Below are 20,435 nucleotides of genomic sequence, written 5' to 3'. Positions count from 1 at the left end.
ACCTCCTTTGTACTTAATGAGGTTATTATGGATATAAACATGGGAAAACATACAGAAAATTAGGTAGTTTAGAAGTGGTAATTATTTGATATCTGAACACTAAGGACGACGTATTGATTCTAGATAAAGTTGTGTATCAAAGGTTTGCTGTGGTTCTAGACGGATTAACCCTGTGAATTCTGGTCCTTGTGGAAGATTAGGAGCATTGGGTAACCAAGTGTAGGGTTCTATGCATAGAAATTCATCTGCCTGTCCCTTAGTGTAGAGAACCCAATGCTTGAAATATTGATCATCTGCAACATATCTAATTCCGTAACCATCTTTGTGAGTCAGAACGGCTTCAACGGGCTGTTGTTCCCCGATTCGAAGTATCGTATCAAGATTAGTCCCCGCTAAATTAAGACCCACGTTAAGATCTTCTAGATCATCTAAGGGGATCAGTTCACCTGATGGAATTAATGCTTCATCGAGTTCGTATATGGCTTCAACAGGCACCTTTAATGTCCAATCTTGAGGTTGTCCATTCAGCAAGAACCATGTATGGAATCCGAGACCCAGCGGAAAAGCGTGTTCCCCTTGATTGGTTACTTTTAATTGCTGAGTAAACCGTGAACCCTGTAGTTTAAAGATGATTTGAAACTTAAGGGGAGTGGGTGATTGAGTCATCCAGTTACTATCATCACTTGTCAGAAATTCAGTCGTGATTGAACAACCATTCTCATCTTCTTCAATATCACTTACGCACCAACTTTGAGTCTTATGCAATCCGTGAATATGATTATCACCTGCCGTGTTACGAGTGAATTGATAATCTATCCCGTCATAATTGAATTGTCCATTCCGAATTCTACCCGGTGGTAGAAGTAAGGGAATCCCGAAATGGTAAGGTTTAAGTAGATAGAATTCGAGATCTTGTTCATTAGGTTCTCTGAGAATATGTCGCTCTTCATGTTTGTCCCAGATTGAAATGACGTTATTACCAAGTCCCGGAAGTAAGGTGATTTGAAGATCGTCGCTATGAAGGATATAGGTGTCGTAACCGTTCCATGTTCCTTTGGTTATTTGTTTCATTAGTAAGCTCCTTTGCCTGTTATAATTTTAAGAATATAGTATCATCGTAACAGATTAATGATGGTTTGGTAAAAATGAGTTTGACAATCATGTGCTATGGGTCTTATCATTGCATGTAAGTATAGATTAAGATCATTAACGCGATGACAGGGATAAGTAAGCATAGTTGGATGACCTTCAGAAAGCCGGTGGTTGATGTGAACCGGTGGTGTCGATATGTTGAATGGACCCTTGAGTGCCGAGTTGAACGGGAATAATGAGTTCCTCAATAGACTGGTCGTATATTCCACGTTACGGAAATGGAAGGTCGCAAGTTTGTTGCTCTGTTGGAACAATCAGCTATTTGCGATAAATAAGGGTGGCACCACGGTCTCACGTCCCTTGCGGATGATGGGCCTATTTTTGTTTTTCAAAATATAAGAAAGTATAGGTTTCACTTGATACTCTATTTCTTATATTTCGGCAGAGACGGCATAGCCGTTTCTGCTTGTTGTTAACTACAATAATGGGAGTGATTAAATTGAAAAGAGTACTTTCAGGCATACAACCTAGTGGACGGCTAACGCTCGGCAATTATATCGGTGCAATGAAGAATTTCGTAAAGCTACAGGATCTCCATCAATGTTATTTCATGGTCGCTGATTTGCATGCAATTACGGTACCCCAACAACCAGAGACACTTCGCGATCTTTCGGAAGCCAATGCGGCATTATTTATTGCTGCTGGGATTGATCCTGCCAAATCGAATGTGTTCTTACAATCAGCTGTACCACAGCATGCGGAACTCGGATGGTTATTAACTACATTGACAACTATGGGTGAGCTGGAGCGGATGACTCAGTTTAAGGAAAAATCGAATGGAAAAGAATCTATTGGCGCAGGGTTATTTGTATATCCGTCACTAATGGCTGCAGATATCCTTGTATACAACGCGGACTTAGTTCCAGTAGGTGAAGACCAGAAACAGCATTTGGAGCTGACACGCGATCTAGCAGGACGTTTCAATCATCGTTATGGGGAATGCTTCACTTTGCCAGAACCCTATATTCCAGAAGTAGGAGCTCGGGTGATGTCATTGGATGATGCTAGCAAGAAAATGAGCAAAAGTAGTTCTGTTGCCGCTAGCTTTATCGCTTTATTAGATCCGCCGGATGTTATTCGCAAAAAAATCAGTAGAGCTACAACGGATTCAGGGGCAGAAGTTAGATATGATGAAGCAACAAAACCGGAGATTAGTAATCTAATGAGTATTTATTCTCAGTGTTCGGGTTCATCACTTGAGGATATTCGTTTGAAGTATGAAGGGCAAATGTATGGAGGATTCAAAAAGGATTTAGCTGAAGTGATCGTGAATACGCTTGAACCTTTGCAGAAACGTTATTATGAAATCCGAGAGTCTGGCGAAATTCAAGACATCCTAGCTCAAGGAGCTAGGAATGCCCATGAAGTTGCCAGTCGGACTCTGGATGATGTTAAACAGCGTATGGGATTTCTACCATCCAAGCACTAGTTAGGTTGCTCAATGGATGACTTTCTTCGTTTAGATTTGATAACAAATCCATAGCCGATATTAAAGACGCCCAATACGCTTAAGATTAAGGCGATCCACCCTGAATGACTGATGGCGATAGCGGCTACTGCCAGGATGATGATGGATGAAGCTGCAAACCATAATGAAAGACCTTTACTCATGTTAAAAACCTCCAGTGATTATTTAGGGAAAGAAAGAATAATGTTCATCCAAGTAGCCATACTAAGCTTGCAAGCTTGCACTTCATTACAGAAACAGAAGTGAAAGGAGATTATTATTATGGCACAAGGACAATCAAGTTCCAACAATCTCGTGGTTCCTCAAGCAAGAGCAGCGATCCAACAACTTAAAATGGAGGCTGCTCAAGAACTCGGTGTTACGATTCCGCAGGATGGTTATTATGGCAGTTATACTTCAAGAGAAATGGGTTCTCTCGGAGGCTATATTACGAAAAGACTGGTTCAAATGGCTGAGCAATCGCTTTCAGGAAAAAATGGTAACATGTAACTGACGAATTGATAGATGGAAATCATCATGAAGCCTAGAGCACTTGCTCTAGGTTTTTTTTGAATAAGAAAATTTAAAATACATGTAGAACGTAATCCATCACTCTTAATAAGAGAAGAGAGTCATGGCGCTCTACATGTATATTAAGCTTAGTAGGTCTATTCTTGTCAAGTAGAATAATTGACGGGTAGGCGTGCATTCATTTTCTCATCGCTTAACCACCCGATATATGAGCCCACTGGTGTATACTGATTGTCCATAACGACTACAGCGACAAAAGGATATTGCGTACGGTGACGATATCGGACATCGGTCCAACGAACAATATATCCATTGTCTACATCTTCTACATCGGCAATAGCGAAGGAAGTGAAATAAAGAAAGGCTTCCACGTTAGGGTGTTGCTTGGAATGTTCAACCGCCTCATGAGTTGAAGAAGTCACGGATCGATGGTTCCAGTGAAGAAGATGTCGATTCAGAGTTCCGATATCATAGCTCCCATCCTGTTGTAATTTAACAATGTTCCAATGATAAAGCGATACTGTAGGGATGAGATAATAAGTATCTCCCTGTTGATAGTTAGCATCTAGTCGCGCGGCTTCCAATGTTTTGCGGTAATGATGGATCGTCCTCCAGATATAATAACAAATCGTTGAACTATAAAGAACGATGAATAATGGTGCGGGCTGTACCATCCCGAGAACCCAAAGAAGGATAGCTGTTAAGTGACTTCCGAATATAAAGGGATCAAAAATGTGAATGATATTCCATGAAACCCACTTTTCAGTAAATGGGCGAAAAGCTTGAGTACCATAGGTGTTAAATAAATCACTGAATACATGAACGCATACAGCTATACCGGTCCACATTCCTAAGTGAAGGACGCTAACGTCTCGAAATAGGAGTGAGATAGCCGCTGTAATGAGTACAGTCCATATAAGCAGGAAAGGGAGCGAATGGGTAATTCCCCTGTGATTACGGATATATACAGCGTTATTCTTCAATCGAAGGACGCTGTCAATATCGGGAGCTTGTGAAGCTAAGACAGTTCCAATCGCTACAGCTATGGCAAGAGAAGGGGTTGTAGCCACCACAGGATCGATGTGAGCTAAGCCTGCAAGTGTGAATCCCATGACTATATGTGTGCCTGTGTCCATAGATCAACTCTCCTTTGTTACTCTTACTATATCGCAAATAGCTACTTCTAATCCATTAACCCAAGGGGTCTTTAATAAAAAGTCATCAAATTGTCGAAATGATGAATTCAAATAGGGTGGATTAAGTGATACTTTTCGGTGTTAATATGATAAACTTTATAGCGAATGATATAATTATTCTGAATTAGACAGAATAGAGGAGGAACTTAGCACGTGGACAATCACATGAGTTACCAAGCTCCTTCGGATTCAGCAGCGATATCTGTTAGTCAGACGCCACCAAGTGAATCAGGAACATGGAGAGACTTTATTAATATAACCAAACCAGGGATTATTCGTTCAAATTTAATAGCTGCCTTTGCGGGATTTTGGTTAGCATCCCAATGGGACTTACAATATGGGATGATGATTATGACACTTCTTGGAACCGTTCTTGTGATGGCTTCGGCATGTGTGTTTAATAATTATTTTGATCGGGAGCTCGATTTGAAGATGGAGCGGACACGTGAGCGCTCACTTCCAACGGGACGGTTAAAGCCAGGAGTTGTATTGTGGTATGCGATTATTTTGGGCGTACTGGGTCAAGCAGTGTTATTTATATTTTCGGGATTCCTTGCAGGCATCTTCGGTTTAATAGGTGTCTTTGTTTATGTCGTGATTTATACATTGTGGCTTAAACGCTCATCGACATGGAGTACATCTGTTGGTGCGATTTCGGGTGCGATGCCGCCTGTTATTGGGTATGTTGCGGTTACAGGAACAGTGGATATGGGCGCATGGCTCTTATTTGCAATGTTATTCTTATGGCAACCTCCACATTTCTGGGCATTAGGTATACGTCGTGTAGAAGAATATCGAGCTGCAGGCTATCCACTACTACCTGTAGTTAAGGGGATTAGAAGAACTAAGTTTCAAATGATTCCTTATCTGATTGCTCTGATTCCAGTACCTATATTAATGTACACATATGGATATGCAGGTATCTATTACATGGTCATTTCTTTGGCGTTATCCTTAATATGGCTATATCTTACTCTAAAAGGCTTTAAAGCGAAAGATGACGAGATATGGGCGAAGAAAGTGTTCTTATTTTCTATTAATTATTTAACCGTGAGTCTTATTGCTTTGATTCTTAACACAACATTTTAAAATTAGGATAGGGGCTAAGAATGGAAACCTTTAAGCGTTATAAATGGACATGGGCCGTTGTAGGTATCATTATTGTTTTTGCAGCATATTTATTGGTTTCTTCATTAGATTTAGGTAAGAAAGAATGGCCGGTCATATCAACTGTTGAGGATTTCTCATTTGAAAATGTAGATAATACGACAGTTACACTTGAGGATACGAAGGGGAAGGTTCGGTTATTCTACTTCTTTTTTACCAGTTGCCCCGATGTCTGTCCAGTGACGACATTTATGCTAACTCAAGTGCAGAACAAACTGAAGGAAGAAGGCGTATTTAACAAAGATATTGAGTTTGTCTCGATATCCTTTGATCCTGAAGTTGACACTGTTGAGAAAATCAAGGAATTCGGTGATAAATTTAAAGTGGATTATAATGGATGGTACTTCCTGCGGGGAGAGAAGCAGACAGTTTGGGATTTAGCAGAGAAGTCGTTCAAGATTATGATTCTAGGCGATAAAGAAGGTAACTATTCTCATGCTAACTTCATTGCTCTCGTAGACCGTGACAATCAAGTACGCAATCTATATAACGCGAATGACCCCGATGATGTTTCTGTAGACATGTTAGTTAAGGACCTTAAGGATCTTGCCAAGTAGAAACGGCTTCGCCGTCCTTTTTCAAGGAGCTTATGCTTCCGATGCTAGCGATACTGCGTATCACTTTAAGGCACCCGTTTCAGCGGAAATATAAGGATTAGAGTATCAAGTGAAACTTATACTTTCTTATATTTCAAAAAATAATAGGAGCTATTCCCTATACAAAACTTCTTGCCTACCCGAATTAAGGGTTATCTAGGGCAAGGAGTTTTTTTGACCTGTAAGAGCGTATATAGTTTCTGACTGAATATTAGAACCGATGTATCTAATTGCAGGTTATCTGCCACCGATATTCAGATGTAAACCATCGGAATATCAATAAATAATATATTCATTAAGGGCGGCCTTTTCTAATTGAGCGATTAGATGTTCATCAGGTGTGCCCTCCACTCCAGCATATCCGCGAAGCGTATAAAGATGCCCCGCATCCGGGAATGCATCGCGCAGTATGCCACGAATCTTTTTGCCGGAACTATCATTGTCCATAAATAGAAAGACTTCATCATCGTTCACCTTTTTGCGGAGGGCTTCAAGCTTAATGGAGTTCAATGTACCGAAGGTGCACAGAATATCGATTTCTGGTAAAAGTAGCCGTTGGAGCTTACTACGATCATTCTTACCTTCGACAATAAGATAGATAGACACTGGCTTTTCACCTCATCATAAGAGGAGATATTCCTCAGAATTCCCCGGGAAATGTTGTATTGTAACCTGTATGGGTAATTCTAGTGTATCTCCTTTTGTATGTTATATGCAAAAGAACATAGAAGGACAACAAGTTTGATTGTGATGGTCCGATTTCACTCCCCCCACTATCTTGCGTGCAGTTAATTGCCGCACTGTATCCTATGTGGAGGAAGGATAATGGCTTGTGTGAAGGCCTAGCTCTGGGATAGGGATGGAATAGTTGTATAATGTGCACTTAATTAGCAGGAAAGGTAGGGGTAGAGAGGAATAGCTGTAAAAAGGACAGTTAAAAGTGGCGGTAACGATGAAAGGTGGGTGTTCCAGTAATCTAGATGTAGTATTTGCAACTAAAGTTAGTGTTAGAGGGATTTAGCCGGATTTAGATGTACTTTATGCAACTGTTGGTGATTGGAGCAGGCGGAAGGTGACTACTGGTGATGATTTGACTATTAAATTCCGTCTTTATAGTCGTGTTCTCCCTCTGAAAATGATTCAAGGAACATGATTTTAATAGTTACGCAGAAGGCTACCTAACGGCTATTGTCCCATGAGCTACATTAACTTGTTAAAGAAGGACGCCTAACGGCGTCCTTCTTTGATGACTGCCTATACAGCATCAGGATTGCTATAGGAGCTAGGGGTATACAAGGAGGTTGCTGTTTGACGAGAAATAGGGATCAACATTAATCCAACCATCAATATAAGAAATGCTATGAAATAGGGTGATAAATGGTCACGGAACTGGCCTGAAGTGACGGGTCCGATGAATGATCCTAAGGACATAGCGATGGATTGAAATGCGAATACTCGCCCTAAACGGCTTCCCCCACTAAGTTTGATAAATAAGGAAGCCATGGCTGGGAAGATAATCCCTTTGGACGAACCTAACACAAACAGACTCACAACTAAAGGGATTTCTGGCAATGCCGCTAAACTGAAAAAACAACAAGCCATTAGTATGACACCTAGAACAACTCGCTTAAAAGGAGAATAACGATTCAGAAAGAGCAGGCAAAGTGTTGAGAGCGCTCCTAGGCTAATTACGGAGAAAAGAATGCCGGTAGACATGATGCCAGACATATCTGTATTTCGTAAAGGGATTTCAAAGAAAAGAATACCCTGCGCACAAGACACAACGAATGGAAGGGCGTAGTAACGTAAAGGAATCGATACTGTCTCTGGCCGAGTGTAAGGACCGAATGGAATAGAATTTCTGGATCTACTCTTGGTATCTTTCGATGCTCTAAACGTTTTGGGTACACTGAAAATCGCCATGACCCCAGTTGCCATAAGTAACCAACCCAGACTTTGGAATGTCATAGTATACCCTGCATTGGCAACGATGAAGGCGCCCACAGCAGGAGAGACAACGGAGGCTAAGGTATGGATGACTCCATGCCCCGACATATATTTCCCTTGAGTGACAGGATCTTTAGATAAGGAAGCCAGCAGAGCTAGGCAAGCTGGGGAAAGAAAGGCTAATACAAATCCGCTTAGAGAACGCAGAACAAGTAGTTGCCAGGGAAACTGGATGTGAGCTTGGAGTAGGAGAATGGCTCCAGCAGATATGAGACTGAAGATGATGTAAGGACGGCTCCCGTGGCGGTCAATCACCTTTCCTGCAATGATATTTCCTGGAAGGTGGGTGAGTGCATAAATACCAACGACCCATCCAATGAAGACCGGGGTTGCTCCAAGAGATACTGCAAATGGGGTAAGGATAGGATACTGAGCATGCAGATCGAAAAAGGCTAAGAAAAGAAATAAATAGAGCCAAAAGGCGGTTTTCACATCATGACTCCTTTCTACATAAGAAATAATTGCTATTCATACTACTTGTACGTTGAAATGAATTGAAATAGAACAGCTTGCTCCTCTTTTTGTCCAAGTAGGGTTAGGCTGACAGAATATCTGGGAATAATGTATAATTAAGAAATGATCGGCTACTGAATAGGTGGTCGGAAGTGAGTTAAGTAGATGGGAGTGTTATGAAATAATGGACGTACAAGTATGGACTGATTTCTTGCAGCAAAATTGGCTGGTGATTGTCATTGCTCTCGTGGTGCTCTTTATTGTTCTCAATCTCGTCAAGACGATGGTTAAATGGGTGCTCGCGATTGTGATTGTAGCAGGACTGCTTATTTATAGTGGCATCTCTATTGAGAAGATCGGTGAGGTCGTTACAACGGTGAAAGATGAAACCTTGGATACGCTCAAGAGTGAAGCTATGAACATGATGTTAAAGGAAGCGAAGGATGCGAAGTATACGAAGAACAAGGATGGAGCGTATACGATTACAACACCTAATATGAGTTTGAAAGGTGAGACTGGATCTGAAACGGTGGAAGTGACCTTCAAAGGAGTATCCTTAGGAGAATGGAAAGTGAATGACACGATCATAACTTTCATTGAGACTGCACAAAGTAACGGATCAACTACAACGAAGTAAATAGGAGATTAAAGACGTGTTCTACACATGGTTTCAAAGTTTGCAGGATTTCAATATTGTTACACTGATCTTAGTGTGTATTCTGGCCCTATCGTTATTCCAAGGTTGGCGTAGAGGAGCTTCGAATTCGGCAGGTAGATTATTGACTCTTCTTCGTGATGTTGCTCTTACGTTACTTGGACTTGCGATTTCGGTTCCGTTTACTCTATGGATGTCACCTTGGGTACAAGGATGGCTGGAAGATTACGGTGCGAAGCTACCCAATCGGGATTTGAGTGGTTGGGAGCAGGCTTATTATACGTTTATTACTTCGATGGCAGATTTCCCGCTCATGCGGTTCGCGGTGCTCTTTATTGTGATTTATTCTATTATTAGATTGTTGTTCAGTATACTTATCTTGTTGCTATTCGGTAGAGGGATCTCCCTATTCTCCGCAAGTAAAGGGAAATCATCTGGCTTGATTAGTCGGCTGATTGGCATGGGGATTGGTGGGCTGATGGGCGCAACGCGTTGCATTATAGTTGTTGCTCTTCTTTTTATCTATGTTACGTTATATCCAGCAAGTACCTTTAGCCGTCATGTTGAGGCCTCACCAGTGTATCAGGATGGAGCTCGGATGATCATTGAGCCATTATCAGGAGATTTGGTCAAAGAGAAGCTTCCGGTCTTTACCAAGGCGGTGGAACAAGAGCTAGGTAGTATTCTCCAACGTAAATATGACATCATTGATCGATCCGTTCCGGCTGATATAGAACAAGCTGCTGCGCAGATTGTTGAGAAAGCCAATAGCGAAGAAGAGAAGGCGCGGCTGTTATATGATTGGGTAGGATCGCGTGTATCCTATGATTATAGTAAAGTGGATGACTATGAACAAAAGGGAATATGGCATGAGCAGACACCACGTAATACCTTTGATACGAAGCTTGGGGTATGTATAGACTATGCAAGGTTATATGCTGTGATGGCAAGGTCCCAAGGCCTCGAAGTCAAAGTAGTCACTGGACTCGGGTATAATGGACAAGGTGGCTATGGGCCTCATGCATGGAATGAAGTGTATTTAAGCAACGAGAATGTGTGGATTCCGCTTGACCCCACATGGGCACAAAGTGGTAATTGGTTTAACCCTCCGAAATTTTCGGAGACACATGTGAAGGACAAGGTTGTCTAGTACTACATTCAATTTTATGGTAACCATATAACTTCTTGATGCGCAAGGCGAACTTCCTATGATGGGAAGTTCGTCTTTTTTGTGTTTGGCGCAATGGTTATTGGGGTGCAGGGAGTTATTTTAGAGCCATGCAAGAATTTGCAAGGTCAGTTGTAGGCTACAGCAAGAGTTTCTTAATGCATTCAAGGTTGGCACCGTATATATTCAAATGGTCATCCCGCAACATACAAGGGAAGGGATTGATATAAAGGAGGGATGAGGTGAAACTCGCCGAGAATGTAGCTTCGATCAATAAAAGGGACGTAAGAAGATTGAAATGGAGATCGGGATTCAATATTTTGAAACGAGACAAATTTTTATATGCGCTTATATTACCGGGCTTACTTTTTTTTCTCGTTTTCAAATATGTGCCGATGTGGGGAGTGCTGATCGCTTTCCAAGATTATTCTCCGTATTTAGGTTTTCTTCATAGTGAATGGGTGGGATTGGAGCATTTTCAAAGATTATTCTCAAACCCAGATTTTTATCGGATTTTACGTAATACGATGGCTATTAATGTATTGAATCTTATATTCTTCTTTCCTATACCGATCGTGTTATCGCTCATGATGAATGAGGTTAGGAGGTCGTGGTTTAAGAAAACGATTCAATCTATTATTTATCTCCCGCATTTCTTATCTTGGGTTATTATTGTGGGAATTAGCTTTCTAATGCTCTCGACATCTGCAGGGGTCATTAATCAATTACTAGAACTCGTTGGTTTCAGTCAGATCGATTTTCTCACGGAACCTCGGTATTTCTGGGTTTTATTAACTTTACAGTCCATTTGGAAAGAGGTAGGTTGGGGAACTGTTATTTTTTTAGCAGCGATTGCAGGTGTCGATGTACAGCTCTATGAAGCAGCGAAGCTTGATGGAGCGGCTCGATTACGTCAAATGTGGCATATCACGCTCCCTGCCATTCGGAATGTGATTGTCGTGCTCCTTATTCTACGAATGGGTCATATTATGGATGTTGGGTTCGAGCAAGTCTATCTCATGATGAATGGCGCAGTATCCGAAGTTGCTGAGGTGTTTGATACGTATGTTTATCGCGTGGGTGTACTCCAAGCACAGTTTAGTTATAGTACAGCAGTCGGCCTATTTAAGTCGGTGATTGGATTCCTGCTGGTCGTTATTGCGAATCAATTATCTAAAAAATTCGGTGAGGAGGGTGTGTACTGATGAAGCCCTCAATTATAGAAAGCCGTTCAGACCGCTGGTTTGGAATTGTGAATACGATTGTGTTACTTCTCATTGGATTGTTATGTTTGTTTCCATTTTACTATGTTATTGTCATATCATTTACCACACCTGCTGAGTTCCGGCAAGGAGGTCTACTGTTATTTCCAAAGACATGGACCTTAAATTCATATAAGTACATTCTTTCAACCAGTGCCTTTATGCGAGCCACAGGTGTCAGCGGCTTCTTGGCCATTGTTGGAACTGCCTGTAGTCTGGTCATTACCTCGGCTCTTTCATACGGCTTATCTCGTAAACGATTAGTAGGCAGACGGGTATTCATGTTACTTATTCTGTTAACTACTTTGTTCAATCCGGGTATTATTCCTGGATATTTAGTAGTGAAGGAACTGGGTATGATCAATAGTGTGTGGTCTTTGATAATTCCGGTTCTTACAAGTGGTTGGTATGTGTTATTAATGAAGGGGTTCTTCGATTCTATTCCAGTTAGTCTGGAAGAAGCGGCACGAATTGATGGTTGTAATGATATGTCGGTATGGCTCAGAATCATTCTGCCGCTATCGCTTCCCTCATTAGCAGCATTCGGATTATTCTATGCTGTAAGCTACTGGAATACGTTCTTCTCGGCTGTACTGTATATTAACCATCCAGATAAATGGCCTTTACAAATTTTATTGCAAAATATGCTTATTGATTCTTCAACTTCCATGGGAGTGGATGCTATGAGTGACTCAGGATTGCAGAATATACCTGCTGAGACGAAGAAGATGGCAGCTGTCGTTATTTCAACGATTCCTATTATATTAGTGTATCCATTTTTACAGAAGCATTTTGCAAAAGGGGCCATGGTCGGTTCAGTTAAGGAATAATTCATAATAATCATTTTAGGGGGCTAATGAATGATGAGGAATAAAAGAGGATTCATGGTTTGTTTGGTATCACTTCTTGCATTGTCAGTATTGTTTACAGGTTGTAGCAATAACGGGAAAGGGGCTTCTGATCCTTCATCAGGAAACGAGCAAGAAGTAAATGCACTGACTGAGATTAGTATGCTATCTATTTTTTATCAGAAAGAGCCTCCAACCAAAGATAATGTTATTCTTAAGGAAGTGGAGAAGAGAACGAATACGAAGCTCGATATTACATGGGTTACTCCTAATAACTTCAGTGAGAAGGTAAACGTAACATTAGCGTCAGGTGATTTGCCTGATCTGATGCTAGTAACAGATACTTCCAATGCTGCATTTCGCAATATGGCTAAACAAGGTGCATTCTGGGATTTGACTGATATGATTAAAGAGTATCCTAACCTTATGAGATTTCCAGATGTGACTTTTACCAATAATACAATCGAAGGTAAACTATACGGGGTGCCTCGTGTAAGACCTACGGAAGGTAACGCTCAACCGTTAATCAGAACAGATTGGCTTGAGAAGCTTAACTTAAGCATGCCGAAGACGACAGATGATCTCTACCAGGTCATGAAGGCGTTTAAAGAGAATGCACCAGATGGACAAAAGGATACCGTTGGGTTATCAGGTTATGTGAATCAGTCTGATATGGGGCAATTCGGATTTATTCAGAGTGCATTCACAGGAGCTAGTGGAAAGTATAAAGTTCAGGACGATAAACTGGTCGATACGACCTTTGATCCTGAAATGAGAAATTCATTAGAGTGGTTTCATAAAGCGTTTGAAGAGAAACTTATCCCCCAGGATTTCGCACTGTTAAAGCACGATCAAGCTAAAGATTTGATGTATGCTGGAAAAGCCGGTATTTTTCCTGATAAACCGAACCAGATTCCTGGGATGTTAAAAGAAATTAAAGCTAGCGGGCAAGAATCAGCAGATTTAGAATGGCAGTCCTCATTGACAGGTGCATATGGTCCCTATGCTTCTAAAGGAAATGGGCATTTCGGTATGTTCGTTATTTCGAAAAAAACGTCAGAAGAAAAAGTGAAAAAACTACTACAATTTTTAGATTATGGAGCCTCTGATGAAGGACATGAGCTTGCGAATTATGGCATCGAAGGTGTTGATTTTACATTGGATAATGGCCAATATACGTTAACAGAGCAAGCGCTGAATGATCCAAGCTTTCAATTTATGCAAAATATATTTATGAAATATGATAAATATGCGAATTTAGGTACAGGTATTACGTCTGGGAAACTGAAGATAGAACAGGGCCTAATAGATGAAGCTGGAGAAGTGAGTATACCAGAACCAATCTCGGGTCTCATATCAGAAACAGGTTCGCAGATGGGTAGTGACTATAACAAGAAAATTCAAGATATGAAAACGAAAGTGATGATGGGCAAATCATCTTTAGAGGATTGGGACCAGTTCACAGAAACCTTAAAAGCTGACGCAACGTATATGAAGATTTTAAAGGAATACAATGAGGCGTATCTAGAAAGAGAGAGTGCTGCTAAATAGAATTATAATATCCAACACTGGCTTCCGGCTCCTATGGAATGAAGGATTTCATAGGAGCATCTTTCTGCTCGTGGCGATTTACATTATAATGAAGCCGGAGGTGGAGTATGAGAGGTAACCTCGTAACTTTGTTGAAGCGATCAGGTTGGGTTGGAAAAGGAAGCTATTTTCGTAAAAGTCTAATTCTTGTTTTGATCATTACTAGTATTCCTTCGCTCTTCATTGCGATTAGCAATTATTTAATAGGCATTAACCAAATTGAGAAGGAAGTATTTAATTCACATCGACTCAAAATAGAGCAGTTCTCAGAAGTGATGAACAAGCAATTCGATCAAATGTCGCTGGTGATGAGTCGATGGTCCACGAATCCTCTATTTGGAAGCTATTTGGACCGATATCAGTTTATTGATCATATTGATGAAATGCATGAAATAATGCAAACGATGCTTGTAGTAGGGGGCTCGAATGTATTAATTGATAACGCTTCATTATTTCTCAGTTCTCAACAGGCGTTGGTGTCAGCAGATGGAATTAATTATGTACAAGGGGATTTACTTCATCGTTATCGATCGCTATTGCATCATCAAGAAGGATTATTTATGTCTTATCATATGCCCTTGAATGAAAGCGGTAAAGAGGCAGAAATTTCAGTTATTTTTAAGCTGCCTTGGCATTCGGATGACCCTTTTGGTGCATTTGTACTTCATTTGAGCCCCTCTGAGGTTAAGGAGTACGTCAGTTATATGCAATCTGGGGATAAGGGGACAGCCTTTCTCATGCGTAAATCTGGTGAATGGGTAACTGAACCTGCAGAATCAACGATGAACTTATCGATAGATTTACGGAATGAAGTGTTGAAAAGACAAGATCAGCAGTCATCCTTTCCATTGAAGTGGAAGGGAGAGACTTATATGGTTTCTTTCGGAGAAGTGACGCGTGCGAATTGGATATACGTAACGGCTAGTCCACTCTCAGAATTGACTGAACCTGTAGCGAAGACATCAAGATGGATATTAGCGTGTAGCATGGTAGGGTTAATTGTGGCTTTCTTGCTAGCGTGGTTTGCTTCTAGTCGTCTGTATCGACCCATTCGTCGACTAGTATCATTATTTAGTGGTGATCGCGATGAAGTAGGTCGTCCAGTAAAGTATGAGATAGAGTTCATTGAGGAGCGATGGCTAAATTCTTTGAAAGAGAGCGAGTCATTGCAAGAGCGCTTGAAATTGGCTGTTCCTTCTCTACGTGAAGGGTTTATGTTACAACTTGTTCAAGGACATCTATACGCTAGCAGCGAAGCTGGATTACTAGTGAGGATGGAGAGTCTTGGTTGGGAAGTAACGGATCGGAAATTCTCAATTCTCCTTATCCAGTTATCAGGTCTCAATGAAGAGGCAGGTCGCTTTAAGGAGAATGATCGACAGCTGATCACATTTGCTGCAGCCAATATTGCCGAGGAGATATCAGCGAATAAAGAGATGCAGTCTTACTCCATTAATTTTCAGAATCTATCGGTGGGTCTCTTATGTTCGGTACATGAGCAGCAATATGATCAAGGTTCAAGGGATCAACTGCATGTCCTCTCTCAAGAACTGATTTCAACTTTAAGCAAAGTATTCCATATGCATGTGACCGTCATTGTCTGTAAATGGACAGATCGAATAGGACAGATCCCAGAATTGTTGGAACAAGCTCGCCAAACGGTGAAATATCGTGATCTACAAGAAGTACACCAAGTTATAGATATGGAGGAGTTTGAACCACAATTTAGTCCCAATGCACAGTACCCTTTTGTTCAAGAGAAGGAATTTCTTCACGTAATGCGTTTGGGTATGGAAAAAGAGTCCTATCATCAATTTGCAGAATTAATTAAAGAGATAAAGCGCATCAGTGATCAAGAGTTGATGGCACAACAGACATTACTCCAATTACTTGGCAGCGTGCGGCATACGTTGATTGAATTAGGATTTACGCAGCATCCTTTGTTTACAGAAGGTAATTTGTATGAAGAAATGATTGGACTTCAGGATTTAGAAAGTATGAGTAAATGGTTTAGGCTCAAAATTATTGCTCCTTATCTGGAGGAGTTTATTCTGGCTCAAAATATCGGTGCAAGGCGTCTTATTGAGCAGGTCACAGGTATGATGAAAGAGCATTACATGGAGGATGTTTCACTCGAAGGCTGCGCGGAACAATTTCATACTAGCCCTTATACCTTAAGTAGATCATTTAAACAAATTTTGGGTATAAATTATGTGGATTATATGATGAGTCTGCGAATGGAGAAGGCCAAAGAACTACTCACAACGACACATCTTAAAATTAATGAGGTCGCAGAACGGGTAGGTTATCAGCATTCATACTTTAATAAGATTTTTAAAGGGGAAACAGGCCTAACGCCGACCCAATATAGATCTCAATTCCGGAAACTAGACTAGGAGGATTCATATGCATAGATTATTTGAGACGAATATAGTACGTAGCGTACAAGAACTCAATGGGTCATGGGAATTTGCAGTTCTTCGTGATGTCTCGCCGTTACAAGTTAGACAAGTATCAGGGATACAGCAAGGCAATGGAGAGTCAGATGACGAGCTGTTGGCGTCTTTTCAGTACGATTATTTACTCACCGTTCCGGGTTGTTGGGAAATGCATCCTAAACTTCTTACTTACAGAGGGGCAGGAGCTTATCGCAAAAGAGTGACCATTACTCGCCAAACGTCACTAAGACTCGTATTCAAGGGTGTCAGCCATACCGCTCATGTCTATTTCGATGGGCAGAAGATCGCAGAGCACTACAATGCGTATACGGAATTCTCCACCATTGTGAAAGATGTGGAGCCTGGCGCTCATGAGGTTGTTGTTGTAGTAGATAACTCGTTTAGCGAGGCGTCAGCATTGCATACACCTAATGATTACTATACCTACGGTGGAATCATTCGACCTGTAATCATTGAAGAAATCGGTGATCTATTCATTGAACGACTCGAATTCACTCCACAAAAGGATGATCATAATTATACAAGTGATCATTGGCAGGGCAATATTCGCGCGATTGTTAGAAATATAGGCGATCAGGAGCAGCAGTTTGTGCTTCGTGGAGAGGTTGCTGGACAAGAGTTGAACCTAGGATCAGCTAAGCTGGCTGTGGGTGAAAGCTGTATTCTAGGTGACTTGTTTTCATTCTCAAGCATCAAGGCTTGGAATGCGAATTCTCCACAGCTGTACGAACTGAATGTGAAGCTGTATGGTGTAGATCAGGAGAAACCTTTAGATGATTTAATTGAACGTGTTGGGTTTCGGACAGTTACAACGAATAATGGCCGTATTCAAGTGAACGGTGAGGATATGGTGCTCAAGGGCCTGAACAGACATGAAGATCATCCGCTTGTAGGTGCAGCATTTCCGGTAGCTTTACTGTCACAAGATTTAGATTTATTGATCGATATGGGCGCCAATGCTGTTCGAACAAGTCATTATCCTAACGATGAACGATTCCTTGATCTCTGTGATGAACGGGGGATGATGGTGTGGGAGGAGAATCATGCGCGTGGACTGAGTCTAGAAGTCATGAGCAATCCCAATTTCATTTGGCAATGTGAACAGGTCAATCGAGAAATGGTCGAGCAGCATCGTAATCATCCCGCGATTATTATCTGGGCTATTCTCAATGAGTGCGCCAGCAATACACAAGAAGGCAGAGTCCACTACAAAAGACAGCTGGAACAACTTCGTTCATTGGATAACAGTAGACCACTAACGTTCGCCTCGCATCAAAGAGCCCAAGAATTGTGTTTCGACCTCGTAGACATCGTTTCTTTCAATTTGTATCCTGGTTGGTATGGGAACGAAGATCCGGGAGAGTTGTGTGAGTTAGCCAGAGGTTGGGCTGATGCAGCTGGAGGAGCGGGTAAGCCGATGATCATGAGTGAATTCGGTGGTGATGGTTATTATGGCTTCCGTTCACCCACGAGGGTTAAAGGTTCGGAGGAGCGTCAAGCGGATATTATTGAAAGTAATTTGAAGGCCTATTTGGAACGTGACTTCATTTCAGGTATGTTCATCTGGCAATTTTGTGATTGCCGGGTAACTGAGGAAGATCCATGGCCGATGATGCGTTCTATGACGCAGAATAGTAAAGGTATAGTAGATGCTTATCGCCGTCCTAAGCTCGCCTATTCAGTAGTACAGCAGTATTTTAATGCTTAAGTATGTTAGTCTTAACAAGTGAGAAGAACTTTACGATTTCCTGTGGGGAATCATAAAGTTCTTCTTTTTTTGATCGTTTAAATATAAGCATGAATGACTTGTAACTTTTTCAAGTGCCATACGTTCATAGGGTTGAGGGGAGATAATATGAAGCCCAACACGCTAGATGAAGTATATAGAAAATATATGATGGATGTGTATCGTTATTTGCGCTTGCTTTGCCGGGATGATGCGACTGCAGAGGATCTGGTACAAGAAACCTTTTATCGTGCCTATATACATTTGGAGAATTATAAAGAGGAACGAGTAAAGCCGTGGTTATTCAGAGTAGCTTATAACGCGTTTATCGATATGAAGCGTAAAGAGAAGCGCAGTACGGTGCGAGATGATGAGTTTTTCCACGGATTAGCAGACCCTTCAGCTTTAGGTCCAGAAGCAGAGGTTCTGCGTAAGGAAACGATGGAAGAAGTTAGAGAATGGATTTCAGCTTTACCTGATCAACAGAAACAGGCACTCCTATTATATGATATGAACCACCTTAGTTATCAGGAAGCTGCGAATATAATGGGCATTACCTTAGCACATTTCAAAATATTACTGTTTCGGGCTAGACAAGCGTTGAGGCGTAAACGTGAAAGGAGCAATGAGCATGAGTGAGGAATTCAAGGAAAAGATGAAGAAATATACGGAGGGTACGCTTTCAGAGGAGGAACGCATCGAGGTAGAGAAGGAGCTTGAGAAGATGGAGCTCTACCAATCTTATATGGAAGAAATGATGCAAGAAGGGAGCGAAGCTGAAATTAAACACCCGCAATGGGATGCAGATACTCCTCGTTTAAATGAAGTGCGGATTTTACAAAAAGGCAAATGGAAAGCACGATTCAGCTCTGCCTTTATCGTGATCAGTATGTTCTTACTATTTACGGTGATTACATCCATCGGTACAATGGTGTTTTATACATGGGGTGAACCGGATCGAGGTGAACAATATAGGGATGTGGTTAGTTCTACGATAGCGCTTACTCAGCCTAATGTTATAGTGAATCTAAGCAGTAATGCGGGCCCTTATGTTGGTATAAAACTTACCAGTGAGATTAAGAAGCAGGTGGGTGCTGCTCGGATTACTGTAGGTGAATTCTCAGGTTCATTCTTTTTAAATTTTTTGCGCACATATGACTTTACGTGGAATGAGCAGGGACAATATAGTAACGCACTTTTTCAGCTTCCTGAATCGGAAGGTTTCAATAGTGACGCTGATTGGAATCGCTTGAAAATGCTACCTGAGGGAACGGTGGCTGAGGCCTATGTTTCCTATCAGAACTATCTCACAACAGATGAGTTATTGGCACAGTTCAAGGACAAGAATCTAGATCCTGTATGGTTTGCTGTGGATAACGGAAAAAATAATAGATTGAATTATGACGACGGGATCATTACCGAGCCACTTGGCTTCCCCAGTCATCCTATTTGGCATTCGGATGATATGACGGTTACGAACCGTACGGAGAGTAAGAAAGGGTGGGGTATGACGGTAACGATGCAGTCATCAAGCGCACCATCTATTGACACTTATGGGGACGGTGATTTACGTAACGCTAATTTCATGAAAACATTGAGGTTAATCCAACAATATCCATTAATCACAAAGAGATTGGTACCCTTTTACGATATCGACGGTTCTGTGTCTTATATTGAAGAACATGGCGTGCGATTATACGGTGCTGTCGTCACTGGACCTACGAAAGAATTGTTGAAGCTAAAGGATGATCCGCTCGTATCCAACATACGTATAGGTAAAGTTACGCTATGGGATTGGAACGAACGATAAGTTTGAGGGTATAATATTAACAAGTAGATAAAATGAATTGCCATTTATTTCGGAGGTGACTAAAGTGAAGAACAAGAAGGTCATACTACTTATGGGGTTAGCGATACTTACTATAATGTCTTTGACAGGATGTGTTCCTGGAGATGGGAAGGTCACCGTTGATCATCCAGCAGGATTCTTCTGGGGGGTATGGCATGGCTGGATTGCACCGATCTCATTAATTATTGGAATCTTCAAGGATGATATTCGCATATATGAAATATACAACAGCGGCTGGTGCTACGACTTTGGATTCTACATTGCTATTATTAGTGGGTTTGGTGGAATATCATTATCTCGAAGTAAAAGAAGAAATAAGCGTCATTAGT

19 protein-coding genes and 1 other annotated feature are annotated in these 20,435 nt (G+C 41.3%); of the genes, 14 read left to right on the top strand and 5 right to left on the bottom strand.

The features are described from left to right. Positions 1-99 precede the first annotated feature (99 nt). Complete coding sequence (locus ACP8HI_RS18300) at positions 100-1,071, bottom strand: aldose 1-epimerase (protein ID WP_438347614.1); 972 nt, start codon at positions 1,069-1,071, stop codon at positions 100-102. A 134-nt stretch (positions 1,072-1,205) separates the two neighbouring features. Next, positions 1,206-1,456: a binding site (T-box leader), on the top strand. Between the two features lie 135 nt (positions 1,457-1,591). Between ACP8HI_RS18300 and trpS the strand changes: the two genes are divergently transcribed. After that, entirely contained in the window at positions 1,592-2,581 is a 990-nt protein-coding gene (gene trpS / locus ACP8HI_RS18295; RefSeq protein WP_438347613.1) for a tryptophan--tRNA ligase, read from the top strand. Here trpS and ACP8HI_RS18290 read toward each other — a convergent pair. Next, positions 2,578-2,763, bottom strand: coding sequence for a hypothetical protein (locus tag ACP8HI_RS18290; RefSeq protein WP_438347612.1), 186 nt, complete (start codon positions 2,761-2,763; stop codon positions 2,578-2,580). The two genes, trpS and ACP8HI_RS18290, sit on opposite strands and share 4 nt — an antisense overlap. A gap of 118 nt (positions 2,764-2,881) precedes the next feature. Here ACP8HI_RS18290 and ACP8HI_RS18285 point away from each other — a divergent pair, with 118 nt between their 5' ends. Then, positions 2,882-3,109 carry a small, acid-soluble spore protein, alpha/beta type gene (locus tag ACP8HI_RS18285; RefSeq protein WP_438347611.1) on the top strand — a complete coding sequence of 76 codons (228 nt, stop codon included), beginning with the start codon at positions 2,882-2,884 and terminating at the stop codon, positions 3,107-3,109. 167 nt (positions 3,110-3,276) lie between these two features. Here ACP8HI_RS18285 and ACP8HI_RS18280 read toward each other — a convergent pair whose 3' ends face one another. Further along, the gene (locus ACP8HI_RS18280; RefSeq protein ID WP_438347610.1) at positions 3,277-4,266 is read right to left on the bottom strand and encodes a metal-dependent hydrolase; all 990 of its coding nucleotides are present in this window, start codon (positions 4,264-4,266) and stop codon (positions 3,277-3,279) included. A 213-nt stretch (positions 4,267-4,479) separates the two neighbouring features. Here ACP8HI_RS18280 and cyoE point away from each other — a divergent pair, with 213 nt between their 5' ends. Then, positions 4,480-5,415 (top strand): heme o synthase, encoded by a 936-nt coding sequence (gene cyoE / locus ACP8HI_RS18275; RefSeq protein ID WP_438347609.1) that lies wholly within the window; start codon positions 4,480-4,482, stop codon positions 5,413-5,415. Between the two features lie 20 nt (positions 5,416-5,435). After that, positions 5,436-6,050, top strand: coding sequence for an SCO family protein (locus ACP8HI_RS18270; RefSeq protein ID WP_438347608.1), 615 nt, complete (start codon positions 5,436-5,438; stop codon positions 6,048-6,050). A 315-nt stretch (positions 6,051-6,365) separates the two neighbouring features. Here the strand turns inward: ACP8HI_RS18270 and ACP8HI_RS18265 are convergent, their stop codons facing one another. Together ACP8HI_RS18265 and ACP8HI_RS18260 are read right to left on the bottom strand one after the other, a co-directional pair. After that, a complete protein-coding gene (locus ACP8HI_RS18265) occupies positions 6,366-6,695 on the bottom strand; it encodes a DNA primase (protein WP_438347607.1) in 330 nt (109 codons plus the stop codon). Between the two features lie 648 nt (positions 6,696-7,343). Beyond that, positions 7,344-8,528 carry an MFS transporter gene (locus ACP8HI_RS18260; RefSeq protein ID WP_438347606.1) on the bottom strand — a complete coding sequence of 395 codons (1,185 nt, stop codon included), beginning with the start codon at positions 8,526-8,528 and terminating at the stop codon, positions 7,344-7,346. Between the two features lie 205 nt (positions 8,529-8,733). On the opposite strand from ACP8HI_RS18260, the gene ACP8HI_RS18255 reads away from it, so the two are divergent. From ACP8HI_RS18255 to ACP8HI_RS18210, 10 genes are all read left to right on the top strand, one after another. After that, positions 8,734-9,186 carry a hypothetical protein gene (locus ACP8HI_RS18255; protein ID WP_438347605.1) on the top strand — a complete coding sequence of 151 codons (453 nt, stop codon included), beginning with the start codon at positions 8,734-8,736 and terminating at the stop codon, positions 9,184-9,186. A gap of 16 nt (positions 9,187-9,202) precedes the next feature. Further along, positions 9,203-10,354, top strand: a complete 1,152-nt coding sequence (locus ACP8HI_RS18250) for a transglutaminase domain-containing protein (protein ID WP_438347604.1) — start codon at positions 9,203-9,205, stop codon at positions 10,352-10,354. 287 nt (positions 10,355-10,641) lie between these two features. Then, positions 10,642-11,577 (top strand): ABC transporter permease, encoded by a 936-nt coding sequence (locus tag ACP8HI_RS18245; RefSeq protein ID WP_438351892.1) that lies wholly within the window; start codon positions 10,642-10,644, stop codon positions 11,575-11,577. Then, entirely contained in the window at positions 11,577-12,464 is an 888-nt protein-coding gene (locus tag ACP8HI_RS18240) for a carbohydrate ABC transporter permease (RefSeq protein WP_438347603.1), read from the top strand. The genes ACP8HI_RS18245 and ACP8HI_RS18240 overlap by 1 nt, the downstream gene beginning before the upstream one ends. 30 nt (positions 12,465-12,494) lie before the next feature. After that, on the top strand, positions 12,495-14,033 hold the full coding sequence (locus tag ACP8HI_RS18235; RefSeq protein ID WP_438347602.1) for an extracellular solute-binding protein: 1,539 nt from the start codon (positions 12,495-12,497) through the stop codon (positions 14,031-14,033). Positions 14,034-14,140: 107 nt separating this feature from the next. Further along, complete coding sequence (locus ACP8HI_RS18230; protein ID WP_438347601.1) at positions 14,141-16,468, top strand: AraC family transcriptional regulator; 2,328 nt, start codon at positions 14,141-14,143, stop codon at positions 16,466-16,468. A 10-nt stretch (positions 16,469-16,478) separates the two neighbouring features. Next, positions 16,479-18,239, top strand: coding sequence for a glycoside hydrolase family 2 protein (locus tag ACP8HI_RS18225; RefSeq protein ID WP_438347600.1), 1,761 nt, complete (start codon positions 16,479-16,481; stop codon positions 18,237-18,239). Positions 18,240-18,386: 147 nt separating this feature from the next. After that, positions 18,387-18,896 carry a sigma-70 family RNA polymerase sigma factor gene (locus ACP8HI_RS18220; protein ID WP_438347599.1) on the top strand — a complete coding sequence of 170 codons (510 nt, stop codon included), beginning with the start codon at positions 18,387-18,389 and terminating at the stop codon, positions 18,894-18,896. After that, positions 18,889-20,067: an anti-sigma factor gene (locus ACP8HI_RS18215; RefSeq protein WP_438347598.1), complete on the top strand. Its 1,179-nt coding sequence runs from the start codon at positions 18,889-18,891 to the stop codon at positions 20,065-20,067. Before ACP8HI_RS18220 ends, ACP8HI_RS18215 begins: the two co-directional genes overlap by 8 nt. 64 nt (positions 20,068-20,131) lie before the next feature. Continuing rightward, complete coding sequence (locus ACP8HI_RS18210; protein ID WP_438347597.1) at positions 20,132-20,434, top strand: hypothetical protein; 303 nt, start codon at positions 20,132-20,134, stop codon at positions 20,432-20,434. Position 20,435 lies beyond the last annotated feature (1 nt).

Source organism: Paenibacillus sp. FA6 (assembly GCF_051550225.1).
Taxonomy (GTDB): Bacteria; Bacillota; Bacilli; order Paenibacillales; family Paenibacillaceae; genus Paenibacillus_AQ.
The sequence above is the reverse complement of the archived record's forward strand: the minus strand, read 5'-3'. Positions and strand labels throughout refer to the sequence as shown.

What these genes read in the sequence shown, in the direction of transcription:
- ACP8HI_RS18300 (WP_438347614.1), bottom strand. Translation starts at nt 1,071, where the DNA reads ATGAAACAAATAACCAAAGGAACATGGAACGGTTACGACACCTATATC.
- ACP8HI_RS18290 (WP_438347612.1), bottom strand. Translation starts at nt 2,763, where the DNA reads ATGAGTAAAGGTCTTTCATTATGGTTTGCAGCTTCATCCATCATCATC.
- ACP8HI_RS18285 (WP_438347611.1), top strand. Translation starts at nt 2,882, where the DNA reads ATGGCACAAGGACAATCAAGTTCCAACAATCTCGTGGTTCCTCAAGCA.
- ACP8HI_RS18280 (WP_438347610.1), bottom strand. Translation starts at nt 4,266, where the DNA reads ATGGACACAGGCACACATATAGTCATGGGATTCACACTTGCAGGCTTA.
- ACP8HI_RS18270 (WP_438347608.1), top strand. Translation starts at nt 5,436, where the DNA reads ATGGAAACCTTTAAGCGTTATAAATGGACATGGGCCGTTGTAGGTATC.
- ACP8HI_RS18255 (WP_438347605.1), top strand. Translation starts at nt 8,734, where the DNA reads ATGGACGTACAAGTATGGACTGATTTCTTGCAGCAAAATTGGCTGGTG.
- ACP8HI_RS18240 (WP_438347603.1), top strand. Translation starts at nt 11,577, where the DNA reads ATGAAGCCCTCAATTATAGAAAGCCGTTCAGACCGCTGGTTTGGAATT.
- ACP8HI_RS18235 (WP_438347602.1), top strand. Translation starts at nt 12,495, where the DNA reads ATGATGAGGAATAAAAGAGGATTCATGGTTTGTTTGGTATCACTTCTT.
- ACP8HI_RS18230 (WP_438347601.1), top strand. Translation starts at nt 14,141, where the DNA reads ATGAGAGGTAACCTCGTAACTTTGTTGAAGCGATCAGGTTGGGTTGGA.
- ACP8HI_RS18225 (WP_438347600.1), top strand. Translation starts at nt 16,479, where the DNA reads ATGCATAGATTATTTGAGACGAATATAGTACGTAGCGTACAAGAACTC.
- ACP8HI_RS18220 (WP_438347599.1), top strand. Translation starts at nt 18,387, where the DNA reads ATGAAGCCCAACACGCTAGATGAAGTATATAGAAAATATATGATGGAT.
- ACP8HI_RS18215 (WP_438347598.1), top strand. Translation starts at nt 18,889, where the DNA reads ATGAGTGAGGAATTCAAGGAAAAGATGAAGAAATATACGGAGGGTACG.